This window comes from Halococcus morrhuae DSM 1307 (assembly GCF_000336695.1).
Taxonomy (GTDB): domain Archaea; phylum Halobacteriota; class Halobacteria; order Halobacteriales; family Halococcaceae; genus Halococcus; species Halococcus morrhuae.
This window is the reverse complement of record NZ_AOMC01000015.1, coordinates 23,456-35,891: the sequence shown is the minus strand read 5'-3', so window position 1 is coordinate 35,891 and position 12,436 is coordinate 23,456. Positions and strand designations below refer to the sequence as shown.

Annotated in this window: 12 protein-coding genes and 1 tRNA gene; 9 read left to right on the top strand and 4 right to left on the bottom strand. The window is 64.4% G+C overall.

The window, feature by feature from the left end:
• Window positions 1–95: 95 nt before the first annotated feature.
• Window positions 96–1,550 (top strand): NCS2 family permease, encoded by a 1,455-nt coding sequence (locus C448_RS00865; RefSeq protein ID WP_004051201.1) that lies wholly within the window; start codon window positions 96–98, stop codon window positions 1,548–1,550.
• Window positions 1,551–1,640: 90 nt separating this feature from the next.
• Here the strand turns inward: C448_RS00865 and C448_RS00860 are convergent, their stop codons facing one another.
• The 3 genes from C448_RS00860 to C448_RS00850 form a co-directional block, all read right to left on the bottom strand.
• A complete protein-coding gene (locus C448_RS00860) occupies window positions 1,641–3,311 on the bottom strand; it encodes an adenine deaminase (protein WP_004051200.1) in 1,671 nt (556 codons plus the stop codon).
• Window positions 3,308–4,624, bottom strand: a complete 1,317-nt coding sequence (locus C448_RS00855; RefSeq protein ID WP_004051199.1) for a 5'-deoxyadenosine deaminase — start codon at window positions 4,622–4,624, stop codon at window positions 3,308–3,310. Before C448_RS00855 ends, C448_RS00860 begins: the two co-directional genes overlap by 4 nt.
• 395 nt (window positions 4,625–5,019) lie before the next feature.
• On the bottom strand, window positions 5,020–5,256 hold the full coding sequence (locus C448_RS00850; protein WP_004051198.1) for a DUF5816 domain-containing protein: 237 nt from the start codon (window positions 5,254–5,256) through the stop codon (window positions 5,020–5,022).
• 94 nt (window positions 5,257–5,350) lie between these two features.
• Between C448_RS00850 and C448_RS00845 the strand changes: the two genes are divergently transcribed.
• Window positions 5,351–5,755 (top strand): universal stress protein, encoded by a 405-nt coding sequence (locus C448_RS00845; RefSeq protein ID WP_004051197.1) that lies wholly within the window; start codon window positions 5,351–5,353, stop codon window positions 5,753–5,755.
• Between the two features lie 6 nt (window positions 5,756–5,761).
• On the opposite strand, the gene C448_RS00840 is transcribed toward C448_RS00845, so the two are convergent.
• Window positions 5,762–6,763 carry a mechanosensitive ion channel family protein gene (locus C448_RS00840; protein ID WP_004051196.1) on the bottom strand — a complete coding sequence of 334 codons (1,002 nt, stop codon included), beginning with the start codon at window positions 6,761–6,763 and terminating at the stop codon, window positions 5,762–5,764.
• Between the two features lie 192 nt (window positions 6,764–6,955).
• Here C448_RS00840 and C448_RS00835 point away from each other — a divergent pair, with 192 nt between their 5' ends.
• The 7 genes from C448_RS00835 to C448_RS00805 all read left to right on the top strand — a co-directional run bounded on the left by C448_RS00835 (window position 6,956) and on the right by C448_RS00805 (window position 12,435).
• A complete protein-coding gene (locus tag C448_RS00835; protein ID WP_004051195.1) occupies window positions 6,956–7,864 on the top strand; it encodes an ABC transporter ATP-binding protein in 909 nt (302 codons plus the stop codon).
• Between the two features lie 28 nt (window positions 7,865–7,892).
• Window positions 7,893–9,326 carry a Fe-S cluster assembly protein SufB gene (sufB, locus tag C448_RS00830; RefSeq protein WP_004051194.1) on the top strand — a complete coding sequence of 478 codons (1,434 nt, stop codon included), beginning with the start codon at window positions 7,893–7,895 and terminating at the stop codon, window positions 9,324–9,326.
• Between the two features lie 3 nt (window positions 9,327–9,329).
• Window positions 9,330–10,541: a Fe-S cluster assembly protein SufD gene (gene sufD / locus C448_RS00825; protein WP_004051192.1), complete on the top strand. Its 1,212-nt coding sequence runs from the start codon at window positions 9,330–9,332 to the stop codon at window positions 10,539–10,541.
• An 85-nt stretch (window positions 10,542–10,626) separates the two neighbouring features.
• A complete protein-coding gene (locus C448_RS00820) occupies window positions 10,627–11,109 on the top strand; it encodes a hypothetical protein (protein ID WP_004051190.1) in 483 nt (160 codons plus the stop codon).
• Between the two features lie 25 nt (window positions 11,110–11,134).
• Window positions 11,135–11,566 (top strand): metal-dependent transcriptional regulator, encoded by a 432-nt coding sequence (locus C448_RS00815; protein WP_004051188.1) that lies wholly within the window; start codon window positions 11,135–11,137, stop codon window positions 11,564–11,566.
• A 56-nt stretch (window positions 11,567–11,622) separates the two neighbouring features.
• Window positions 11,623–11,695, top strand: a tRNA-Gln gene (locus C448_RS00810).
• A gap of 173 nt (window positions 11,696–11,868) precedes the next feature.
• Window positions 11,869–12,435, top strand: a complete 567-nt coding sequence (locus C448_RS00805) for an SCP2 sterol-binding domain-containing protein (protein WP_004051186.1) — start codon at window positions 11,869–11,871, stop codon at window positions 12,433–12,435.
• Window position 12,436 lies beyond the last annotated feature (1 nt).

The following is a 12,436-nucleotide window of genomic DNA, read 5'->3' as shown; positions in this document are numbered from 1 at the left end:
TGACTGCGGCGACATACGGCAATATTCAATTATATTACATCATTACTCACGAACGACCCCAACAATTAAGCCGGTAGGTAGTATGGGAGCATATTATGGCAGGTGGTAACAAGCAGTCTGCAGGTGGAGAGAGCGAGGGTGGGTCGGTAACGACCACGCTCGCGAACTACTTCGGCTTCGATGAACACGGCACCGATCTCCGAACGGAGATCGTCGCGGGGATCACGACCTTCCTCGCGATGTCGTACATCATCGTCGTCAACCCGGCGATACTGACCGGCGTACCGAGCGAGGGCAAGCCCGGGATCGTGATGCAGGGCTACACCCCGGTGGAGGTCCAACAGATGCTGACGGTCGTGACGATTGTCGCGTCGGTGATCGCGCTGCTGGTGATGGCGTTGTACGCCAACCGCCCGTTCGGGCTTGCGCCCGGGCTCGGGCTGAACGCCTTCTTCGCGCTGACGGTCATCGGAACGATCGGCGTCCCGTGGCAGACCGCGCTGGCGGCGGTGTTCACCGAGGGTGTGATCTTCATCCTGTTGACGGCCGTCGGCGCGCGCTCGTACGTCATCAGGCTGTTCCCCGCCCCGGTGAAGTACGCCATCGGCACCGGGATCGGCTTCTATCTCGCGATCATCGGGCTCCAGGCGATGGAGGTCGTCGTCGCCGACCCGGCGACGCTCGTGACGCTCGGCTCGGTCGCGTCGAACCCCGTCGCGCTGCTCGCGGTGTTCGGGCTGTTCGTCACGCTCGCGCTGTACGCGCGCGGGATCCGCGGCTCGATCGTCGTCGGCATCGTCCTCACGACGGTGCTCGGCTACCTCGCGACCGTCGCCGGGTTCGTCGATCCCGGCGTCCTGTTCCCATCGACGCTGCCGAGCGCCCAGTACGACATCACGCCGCTGATCGGTGCCTTCCTGAGCGGGTTCGCCAACGTCGACGCGTTCGTGTTCTCGCTCATCGTGTTCACGTTCTTCTTCGTCGACTTCTTCGACACCGCAGGGACGCTCGTCGGCGTCGGACAGGCCGGCGGCTTCCTCGACGAGGACGGCAACTTCCCCGACATCGACAAGCCGCTGATGGCCGACGCGGTCGGTACCACGGCCGGCGGGATGATCGGCTCCTCGACGGTGACGACGTTCGTCGAATCCGCCACCGGCGTCGAGGAGGGCGGACGGACGGGGATGACGGCGCTGGTGATCGCCGCGCTGTTCCTCGTCGCGCTCGTGATCGTCCCGTTCGCGGCCGTGATCCCGCAGTACGCCTCGCACATCGCGCTGGTCGTCGTCGCGCTCCTGATGCTCAGAAACGTCGTCGACATCGAATGGGACAACATCGCCCACGCGATCCCCGCCGGGCTGACGATCCTCGTCATGCCGCTCACCTACTCGATCGCCTACGGGATCGCCGCCGGCCTCATCTCTTACCCGATCACGAAGACCGCCGTCGGCGAGTTCGACGACATCAGCGTCGGCCAGTGGCTGATCGCCGCCGCGTTCGTCGTCTACTTCTTCGTCCGCACCAGCGGGATGCTCCAGGGCGCGATGTAACTCCGTTCGAGAGCATACCGTTTCAGGTGATGAAGCGACGAAAAACCTCGAAATCCGAACCCTCTCCACGTTTTAAACGACCGAACAGTGCTACCGATCGCGAACGGTGTCGACGTACTCCATCGTCGCGACGTCGACGAGCCCGTTGTTGGTGAGCCGGAGCTCGGGGATCACTTCGAGCGAGAGGAAGGACAGCTCCATCAGGCCGCCGTCGTGATCGAGCCCGATCGTCCGGGCCGCTTCCTCGACCGCACCGAACTCCTCGGCGACGACGTCGAGCGGGTCGTCTGACATCAGTCCTGCCACCGGCAGCGAGAGCGCGGTCGTCTCGCCGGACGCCGGATCGTGGACGGCGACGCCACCGCCGATTTCGCGGAGCTGATTCGCAACCGTCGCCATCGCCTCGTGGGACGCGCCCGCGACGACGACGTTGTGGGCGTCGTGGGCGACGGTGCTCGCGACTGCGCCACGATCGAGCCCGAGCCCGTGGACGAACCCGTGACCGATGCTGCCGTCGCCGCCGTGGCGCTCGACGACGGCGAGCGGGAGGACATCGTCGTCGATGGCGGCCTGGAGCACGCCATCCGACCGTGGTACGCTGGCCTCCAGTCGTGCGGTCTGGAGCCCGCCGACGGCGTCGATCGCTCGCACCGCGACCGCTCCGTCGCCGTCCGGGGCTTCGATCGCGAGATCCTCACCTTCGACCGGCTCGAACGAGACGGTGTCCGTGGGGATCGACGAGGACGGTGGCTCCGGACGATCGGCGGTCGGATCGAGCACGCCGTCGATCATCACGCCCGTGGGGGTCCACGGATCGAGCTCGTCGAGCAGGACGAGATCGGCCGGCGAGCCCGGCTTGAGACGACCGAACGGGAGGTCGTAGCTCTCGGCGACGTTGATCGTCGCCATCCGGACTGCCGTCACGGGATCGACGCCCTCGTCGATCGCCGTGGCGACGGCGAAGTCGATCCCACCGTGCTCGACGAGATCGGTCACGTGGCGGTCGTCGGTACAGAGACCGAGCCATCGATCGTCGACCGCCTCGACGAGATCGAGCAGGTTGACGAGGTTCTTGCTCGCCGATCCCTCGCGGAGATAAACCCGCAGGCCGACGTCGGCCTTCGCGCGCGCCTCCGCGAGCGTGATGCTCTCGTGATCGCTGTCGAGATGGCGTGCGGCCTCCTGGAGATCGTCGCCTCGAACCCGCGGCAGGTGGCCGTCGACCGGGAGCCCGCGCTCGCGGGCGGCGTCGATCTTCGCGTGCACAGTTGTATCGCCGGCGACGACGCCGGGGACGTTCATCACCTCGCCGAGCGCCACGACACGGGGCGCGTCGAGTAGATCGGCGACGGTGTCGGCGTCGAGACTCGCACCGGTGTCCTGAAGGTCCGACGCGGGAACGCTCGACGGCACGGTGATGCGGGCCTTGAGCGGCGTGTGCTCGGCGTCGTCGATGGCGGCCCGAACGCCCGCCGCGCCGCAGACGTTCGCGATCTCGTGGGGGTCCCAGACGATGCCCGTCACGCCACGCGGGACGACTGCCGCGCCGTAGTGGGGCAGCGTGACCATCGACGACTCGACGTGCATGTGAGCGTCGATCAACCCCGGTGCGACGTAGCCGACCTCGATCTCGCGGTCGGCCGGGCGCTCGGCGAGCGCGACGATCTCGCCGTCGTCGATCGCGATCGCGCCGTCTTCGAGTTCACCGGTATGGACGTTCACCAGTGTACCGCGGATCAGCGTGTCGACCGCCGTCGTCACGGTGCTTCGGCGGCGAGCGCGTCGATATCGAGGTCCACGCTCCGTGCCTCCCGGCGGATCGCCGCCGCGTCGACGTGCGCGAACTCGCCGTCCTCGTAGAGCACGTTGCCATCGACCATCGTGAACTCGACGTCGTCGCCGTGAGCCGCGAAGACGAGATGCGAGAGCACGTCGTGCAGCGGCGTCGCGCGCGTGAGATCGGTCGTGAGGCCGATGATGTCGGCCTTCCAGCCCTCTTCGAGCTTGCCGACCCGCTCGAAGCCGGCGGCGTCGGCCCCGTTGATCGTCGCCATCTCGAAGACCGTCTCGGCGGGCGTGCTCGTCGGATCGAGCGCGTCGACCTTCTGGAGCAGACTGGCCTGGCGCATCTCCGTGAACGGATCGAGCGTGTTGTTACACGGCGGGCCGTCGTTGCCGAGCGCGACGTTGATCCCGCGATCGAGGTAGTCGGGCACCGGCGCGATGCCCGAGGCGAGTTTCATGTTCGACGACGGACAGTAGGTGACGTGCGTGCCGGTTTCGGCGAGCACCTCGCGCTCAGTCTCGTCGGTGTGGACGCAGTGGGCGAGCACGACGTCTTCCCCTGTGAGTCCGACCTCGTCGAGCCAGTGGATGTTGCGATAGCCGGTCTCGCGCTCGACGGTCTCGATCTCGTCCTGGTTCTCGCTCGCGTGCGTGTGAATCGTCACCCCGTCGTACTTGTCGGCGAGCTCGCGCGCCCCGCGGAGACAGTCTTCCGAACAGCTCACCGCGAACCGTGGCGTCACCGCATAGCGGATGCGATCGTCGAACGCGCCGTGATACTCCTGGATGAGCTGCTCGCTCTCGTCGAGGCCGGCGTCGGTCTCCTCCAGCAGCCCGTCGGGCGACTCCTGATCCATGAGCACCTTCCCGAGCCGCCCGCGGATGCCGATCTCGCCGGCCGCCTCGAAGGCACGATCGGCGTGCGCCACCGAGAGATGGTCGATACAGGTGGTCGTGCCGCTCTCGATGCATTCGAGATAGCCGAGTTTGGCGGCCGCCTCCATCCCGTCGGCGTCGAGGTTCGCCTCCATCGGGAGGATGTAGTCGAACAGCCAGTCAAGCAGTGCCGTATCGTCGGCGATCCCCCGTCCGAGACTCTGTACCGAGTGGATGTGACCGCCGACGAGCCCCGGCGCGAGCACGTCGTGATCGGTGATCTCGTGATCGGGATGGTTCTCCTCTAGCGACGCCGCATCGCCGACGGCGGCGATCCGGTCGTCCTCGACGACGACCGCCCCATCGCGGATGACGGTATGTGCATCGGCAACGACAGTGCCACGTAATAACATGACGAAATATCGATTCCCGGTCGACGAACAAAAAGGTTGCTAAGCGATGGTCAACGGCGAGCAGCGATGTATCATCCGTCGCCGTTTCACGCCGCGAAACGGGGCAACTGTTGCAAAAGCAGCGATTATCGTTCCGATTCCGTGTCGTCGGGGAGTTCGGTTCCGCACTCCCGACATTGGTTCGGTTGCCACGCAACGGTTTTGACGACGGACTGGACGGCATCGCACTGTGGACAGTATTCCTCGGTGTCCGATCCCTTGCTGTACGGCATACTGTGGCCGGTGTATCGGATCGGTCGAGGGAAGTATTTGTTGTCTAGTCTATACTTCTTCCACACACTATTAAATGCAAATCGAAAACCGACCGAAGCGATCCCGTTCGTCGGCAGTACCATTCACTCGTGGGCGGCGTCCCACTCGTCGGGCTTCTTGATGTTCGCACAGCGATTACATTTGAGACGGCCCATCGCGTCCATCGCGTTGTCGACGGTCTCGCAGTTCCCGCAGAGATAGCCCCACCGCTGCTCGGCGCGCTCGTCGGTGTAGACGACGAAGAACGGTCCCTTCGAGCCGCGCACAGTCTGCTCGCGGTCGACGTAGCGGGTCCGCCCGTCGACCGTTGTCGCCTCCATAACTCGATTGGGCGCTCGATCGGCAAGTGACTGCTGGGTCGCGCTCGCGTCGAAATGGAAACGTTCAGGCGTCTCCGACGGTTTCCTCCGTTACATGACGCTGGTCGTCGTGCCCGTTCGCTATCCGCTGAGCGAGCACTCGCGGCGGACCCTCAAGACCGCCATCGACGTCGCCGACGAACACGATGCGGCCCTCAGCGTGCTGCATATCGACCTCTATCATTCGAGCAAGCGTGTCACCCAGTCGGCGCTGAAAAACGCCGTCGAGGAAGCCTTCGGCCCGCTGTCGAACACGCGCTACGCCGTGCGACCGGGCTTCCTTGTCGAGGAGACGATCCTCGACGAGATCGCCCTGGAGGACGCCGATATCGTCGTCATCGGCCGCAAACAGACCAGCCGCTGGCGGCGGATGGTCGATCGACTCATCGACGAACCCGACGTCGCCGATTTCCTGCGCGAACAGCTCGACTGTCGGGTCGTCACCGCGTCGGCCGATTGAGGTGCGTTATCGCGGGCGCTCCGAAACCCCGGCATCGTCCGGTTCGTCGAAGACCACCTGTCGATGCGGGTACGGAAAGCCGATCTCGGCAACCTCGAACGCCTCCCAGATGTTCTCCTGGACGCGCGAGCGCACCGCAGTGAGCTTGTAGGGCTCCTTCACCCAGTAGCGAAGCCGCAGCGAGACGCCGTTGTCGGCGTACTCGTCGATGTAGCAGGTCGGGGCGGCCGGATAGCGCGCGCTGCCGATGCGAATGTCCGGGCCGCCGCCGATGACGATGTCGTCCTCGCGAGCCGCCCGTTCGATGAGCGATCGTGCCTCGGCGAGGTCGCACTCGTAGGGGATCAGCACGTCGAGGGTGAGCCGCGTCCGGAGATCCTCGGCCGAGTAGTTGATCACGTCGCGTTCACGGATCGTGCCGTTGGGGATCACCAGAAAGGTGTTGTCGAGCGTGAAGATCTTGGTGTACTGGAAGGTGATCTCCTCGACGAATCCGCGTGTGCCATCGTCGGCGTCGACGATCTCGATCATGTCGCCGATCTCGTAGGATTGATCGGTGAGGACGAACAGGCCGCTGATGATGCTGCCGAGGATCGGTGCGATGACGACACCGGCCGCCGCCGTCAACACCGTCACCGACAGCAGGATGTCGTCGAGCCCGACGCCGACGAGCGCCGCCGCCGTCAGCACCGCGAGGAACATGACGGCGACGCGTATCGAGCGCAACACGGCCTGGCTGACGCTCGGACGGCGAAAGCGCCGGGCGACGCGGCGACCGATCAGTCTGACGAGCAGTTTGCCGCCGTACCACGCGAACGCGAGCACGAGGACGGCGAGGACGGCTCGCACCCACCACTCGGGCACCCATTTTGGGAGGAGTCGGTTGGCGGTCTCGACGACCTCCTGCGAGCCCTGCTCGAAACTCCCGTTGGTGCCGTTGGTTCGGTTGCCGTCCGGTGTGGCGAACTGGAAGCGGCGGACGCTCGTCAGCACGCCAACGGGGTCCATACGCCCGGCTCAGCGCCGTCGCGAAAAAGGGTTGCGGACGGCACCCGCCGATAGTGGAGTCGAGCCGACGGGAGCGCCGGTCACAACAGTTCTCTTTCGCACAGGTGAAAATGATTTTCCCTCATCGAAAATCGTTACCGGTGAATGGAAACGATTATGGGTGTCACGAGCCAACGGGTGAGTGATAGGACGATGGCACGTTTAGAACTCGATGACCTCCACGCAGAGGTCGCAGAGGGCGGCGAGAAGATCCTCGACGGAGTGGACCTGGAAGTCCAGTCGGGCGAGATCCACGCACTGATGGGGCCGAACGGCTCGGGCAAATCGACCACCGCGAAGGTCATCGCGGGGCATCCGGCCTACGAGGTCACCGAGGGTGCGGTACGCATCCATCTCGACGAGGACGAATTCGACGGCGTCGAGATCCCCGACGAGATGCGTACCTGGGACCTGCTCGATCTCGAACCGAACGAGCGCGCGGCGCTCGGCGTCTTCCTCGGCTTCCAGTATCCCGCCGAGATCGAGGGCGTCACGATGGTGAACTTCCTGCGCACGGCGCTCAACGCCAAACTCGACGAGCGTGAGGAGCTGTTCGAGGACGACGAGGGCGAGGCCGAAGAGGCCGACGAGGACGCGGGCTACGAGACCTCGCCGATGGAGGGTGACGTCGAGGAGGGTGAGGTCGGCGTCGCGGAGTTCCAGGAGATCATGTCCGAGAAGATGGAGCAGCTGGACATGGACGCCGAGTTCGCCCAGCGCTACCTGAACGCGGGCTTCTCCGGCGGCGAGAAGAAACAGAACGAGGTGCTCCAGGCCGCAATTCTGGAGCCGTCGGTCGCGGTGCTCGACGAGATCGACTCGGGGCTCGACATCGACCGCCTCCAGGACGTCTCGACGGGCATCAACGCGCTGCGCGACGAGCAGGGCGCGGGCATCCTCCAGATCACCCACTACCAGCGGATTCTGGATTACGTCGAGCCCGATCACGTCCACATCATGCTCGACGGCAAGATCGCGAAAAGCGGCGATGCCGATCTCGCCCGCAAACTCGAGGACGAGGGCTACGACTGGGTCCGCGAGGAAACCTACGAGACAGCCTGATAAGGCTTCAACCGCTACAAACCACACAATGAGTTCAGACCAAGACCACCTACGAGAGACCGACTCGGAGAAGCGCTTCGAGTTCAAGAAAGAACAGAACGCCGCGTTCGCGGCCGAGAAGGGTGAGCTGGACGAGGAGACCATCCGTCTCATCTCCGAGGACAAGGACGAGCCCGAGTGGATGCTCGAGCGACGTCTCCGTGCGCTCCGGCAGTTCCACGCGATGCCGATGCCGACCGACTGGCCGAGCCAGCCCGACCTGAGCGAGGTCGACGTCAAGGAGATCGTCCCGTACATCCGCCCGGACGTCGACATGCGCGGCAGCGTCGACGACTGGACCGAACTGCCCGATGAGATCAAGGACACCTTCGACAAGCTCGGCATCCCCGAGGCCGAGAAGAACGCGCTCTCGGGCGTCGGTGCCCAGTACGAATCGGAGGTCGTCTACCAGAACATGCAGGAGCGCTGGGAGGAGAAGGGCGTCATCTTCTGCAACATGGACAAGGCGGTGCAGGACCATCCCGAGCTCGTCAAGGAACACTTCATGACGAGCTGTGTGCCGCCGTCGGACAACAAGTTCGCGGCGCTGCACGGTGCGATCTGGTCGGGCGGCTCGTTCGTCTACGTCCCCGAGGGCGTCACCGTCGAGATGCCGATCCAGGCGTACTTCCGGATGAATTCGGAGGGAATGGGCCAGTTCGAGCACACGCTCATCATCGCCGAGGAGAACTCGGAAGTACACTATATCGAGGGCTGTTCCGCACCGCAGTACTCGAAGTTCAACCTCCACTCCGGCGGTGTCGAGGTGTTCGTCGGCGAGAACGCCCACGTCCAGTATTCGACGGTGCAGAACTGGTCGAAGAACACCTACAACCTCAACACCAAGCGCGCGATCTGTGAATCCGAGGGGACGATGGAGTGGATCTCGGGATCGATGGGGTCGAAGGCGACGATGCTCTACCCCTCGACGATCCTGAAGGGTCGCGGTGCGACCGACAACCACATCACCATCGCCTTCGCGGGCGAGGGCCAGGATATCGACACCGGCGCGAAAGTCTACCACAACGCGCCCGACACGAAATCCACCATCGAGTCGAAGTCGATCAGCAAGGACGGCGGTCGCACGAACTACCGCGGTCTGATCCACATCTCCGACGGCGCGGAGAACTCCAGTACCTCCGTGGAGTGTGACGCGCTGATGTTCGACAACGAGTCGACCTCCGATACGATGCCGTACATGGAGATCGAGGAGTCGAAGGTCGACGTCGCCCACGAGGCAACGGTGGGGAAGATCGGCGACGAGGACGTCTTCTACCTCCAGTCGCGCGGACTGGACGACGACGACGCCAAACAGATGATCGTCGCCGGCTTCATCGAGCCCATCACCGAGGAGCTGCCGATCGAGTACGCCGTCGAGCTCAACCGGCTGATCGAGCTCGAGATGGAAGGGAGCCTCGGGTAATCGATGAGTGCACAGCTCCACGCGAATCTCACGGAAGCACAGGTTCGCGAGATATCCGAGAGCCTCGACGAGCCGGAGTGGCTGCTCGAAACGCGCCTTGACGCGCTCGACGCACTCGACGAGCTCGATATGCCCGACGTCATCCGGACGCCGGGGCGTAACTGGACGAACCTCTACGATCTCGATTTCGCGGGGTTCGTCGATCCGCTCAACGCGGCCGAGGAGAAGGACCAGGTCGGTCCCGACGAGGTCGAGGTCATGTCGATCGCCGAGGCGCTCGACGAGCGCGAGGAGCTCGTCCGCGAGAAGTTCGGCTCGGTCATCGATCCGACCGAGAACTACCTGACGGCGCTGTCGACCGCGCTGTTCTCGACCGGCACGGTCGTCTACGTCCCCGACGGCGTCGACGCCGAGGACGTCACCGTCCGGACGCGGATGAACTCGCGGTCGCTGTTCAACTACACGCTGGTCGTTGCCGGCGAGTCGAGTTCGGTGACGATCCTCGAACGCCAGACCACGGGCGAGGACATGGACGGTGAGCGCTACTACTCGGGACTCGTCGAGATCGACGCCGACGAGAACTCGACCGTTCAGTACGGCTCGCTCCAGAACGTCGATCAGGAGACGTACACCTACTCGCTCAAGCGTGGCCACGCCGACACCTACGGCACGATCGACTGGATCGAGGGCAACCTCGGCTCGCGACTCACCAAATCGTCGGTCGAGACGCGACTGCTCGGTGACGGTGCCGAATCGCAGATCATCGGGGCCTTCTTCGGTCACGACGACCAGCACTTCGACGTCGCCTCGCGCGTCTGGCACGAGGCCGAACACACGACCGCCGATCTCGTGACGCGGGGCGTGCTCGACGACGAGGCACGCTCGGTCTACGAGGGCGTTCAGGACGTGGGTACGGAAGCCTGGAACACCAACTCCTACCAGCGCGAGAACACGCTGATGTTGAGCGATGAATCGGAGGCCGACGCCTCGCCGAAGCTCATCATCAACAACCACGACACCGAGGCGAGCCACTCGGCGACGGTTGGACAGGTCGACCAGCAGGACCTGTTCTACATGACCTCGCGCGGGATCTCGCCGCGGGCGGCACGGAACATGCTCGTCGAGGGCTTCTTCGTGCCGGTGCTCGACGAGATCGCCGTCGAGGAGTTCCGCGACGATCTCGACGATCTCGTCGCGGCGCGCCTGCGGGAGTAATCGCTTAAGGGGTTGGATTCCCCAGACAGGCTATGGACACGAACGAGGCATCGGTTTTCGACCACGCTGCGCGCGGGAGCGCTCCGTGAGCGTCAGCCAGCCGGTGGCCTCGGACCACCAGCTCGCCCGACTGCTCCAGATCGGGATGGTGCTCGAAGAGGTCGTCGAGGCACGCGCGCATCAGCATTATCGCTCCGTCAGCGCGGATCTCGACACCGAGATCGAGGCGCTGTTGGAACACGCCGCCGAGGAGTCGGCCGATCACCGCGACCGGCTGGCGGCGCTGATCGACGATCTCGACGCCGAGCGGATCCCGTTCGAGCAAATCGAGCCGCTCGTCGCCGACCATTACGATCGCGACCGTGACACCGACGGTGTGCTGTACGATCAACTGTGCAACGAGGAGACCGCTTACAAGTTCTATGACGATCTCATCGCCGCTATCGAAGCGAGTTCCGCGTCGTTCGGTATCGACCGCGAACACCTCGTCGAGACGCTCTCAGCCATCCGCGAGGAGGAGGCCGACGGCGCGGAGGAGGTCACGCGACTGATGGAGGCGCGCGAATGAGTCACGGACACTCGGGGTGGCACATATGAACACGGCCGAGCAGTATCTGAAGGCGATCTATCTCGTCCAGCAGGTCGAGAACGGCCCGGCGGCCACGGGACGGTTGGCCGATTCGCTCGATGTGAGTCCGGCGAGTGCCAACGAGATGATCGGCAAACTCGAAGAGCGCGGGCTCGCCGACCACGAGAAATACAAGGGCGTGACGCTCACCGACGAGGGGATCGAGCGGGCCCGTGACTCGCTCCAGACCTACTGCATCATCGAGCGTTTCCTCGTCGAAGTGCTCGGTGTCGAGGACTTCCGCACCGAAGCCAGCCAGCTCGAAAGCGTCATCGACGAGACGGTCGCCGAGCGCCTCGACACGATCATCGACCGCGAACCGCAGTGTCCGGACTGTTTCGCCCCCGACGAGGACGTCTGTGCGCTGCTCGATCCCGACGGCGGAGCCGCCGACTGATCGGACCTCTCGAAGCGTTCAAGTGTGCTCCATCGATACGTGACTGTGCAACGAGCAGTCCCGTGGTGTAGCGGCCAATCATAATGGCCTTTGGAGCCATTGACGGCGGTTCGAATCCGCCCGGGACTATGATAACTCTTTGACAATTCTCGACGCGATGACGCTCTCCCGGTCGGTGCTGGCTCCCACGACGCTCCCGTCGCTCGTCCAACGGTATATAAAGCACCTGTTATTCATCGAAGCAAGCCCATTGCGTTCCCGACCGTTTCGATCGTACGGTCGGCGACGAGCCGACACACACTATGACCGACGATCAGCTCATCCAGCGAATCGAGACCGCGCTCGAAGCGGAGCAGGACCAGCTCGAAGCGGACCTCCCGGCCATTCTCGCCGACATGGAGGGCCAGACCGACGAGCTCGTGCGCGAGCATCCGGCGGTGATGGCCAGAATTCTCGGGCGTATGGAGGCGATGGACATCGCCTCGTTCGTCTCCGCAAACCCCGAGACGGCCGACCAGTTCCAGGAACTGCTCTGGTCGGGCATGCGCGTGATGGTCGAACGGAACCCCGAGGTCAAAGAGCAGATCAACGAGGACATCACCACGAATTTCGAGGCGGACGACTGCCCGATGGAGGGCCACCTGAAGGTCCGCGAGGAGGAAGAGCTCGTCACGGGCGGGGCGGGCCAGCTCGACGACGCCGACATCACCATCACAGGACCGGCCGACGTGCTGGTGGGGCTCATCACCGGTAACGTCGACCCCATCCAGGGGTTCATGCAACAACAGTACGAGATGGACGGTCCGGTGCAGAAGGGGACGAAGCTCGCGCCGATCATGAACAGCCTCTCCGAGCAGGTGCCCGAGTGAG

Coding starts and splice junctions, on each gene's coding strand:
- sufD (WP_004051192.1), top strand. CDS start 9,330: ATGAGTGCACAGCTCCACGCGAATCTCACGGAAGCACAGGTTCGCGAG.
- C448_RS00805 (WP_004051186.1), top strand. CDS start 11,869: ATGACCGACGATCAGCTCATCCAGCGAATCGAGACCGCGCTCGAAGCG.
- sufB (WP_004051194.1), top strand. CDS start 7,893: ATGAGTTCAGACCAAGACCACCTACGAGAGACCGACTCGGAGAAGCGC.
- C448_RS00845 (WP_004051197.1), top strand. CDS start 5,351: ATGACGCTGGTCGTCGTGCCCGTTCGCTATCCGCTGAGCGAGCACTCG.
- C448_RS00835 (WP_004051195.1), top strand. CDS start 6,956: ATGGCACGTTTAGAACTCGATGACCTCCACGCAGAGGTCGCAGAGGGC.
- C448_RS00840 (WP_004051196.1), bottom strand. CDS start 6,763: ATGGACCCCGTTGGCGTGCTGACGAGCGTCCGCCGCTTCCAGTTCGCC.
- C448_RS00850 (WP_004051198.1), bottom strand. CDS start 5,256: ATGGAGGCGACAACGGTCGACGGGCGGACCCGCTACGTCGACCGCGAG.
- C448_RS00815 (WP_004051188.1), top strand. CDS start 11,135: ATGAACACGGCCGAGCAGTATCTGAAGGCGATCTATCTCGTCCAGCAG.
- C448_RS00865 (WP_004051201.1), top strand. CDS start 96: ATGGCAGGTGGTAACAAGCAGTCTGCAGGTGGAGAGAGCGAGGGTGGG.
- C448_RS00855 (WP_004051199.1), bottom strand. CDS start 4,624: ATGTTATTACGTGGCACTGTCGTTGCCGATGCACATACCGTCATCCGC.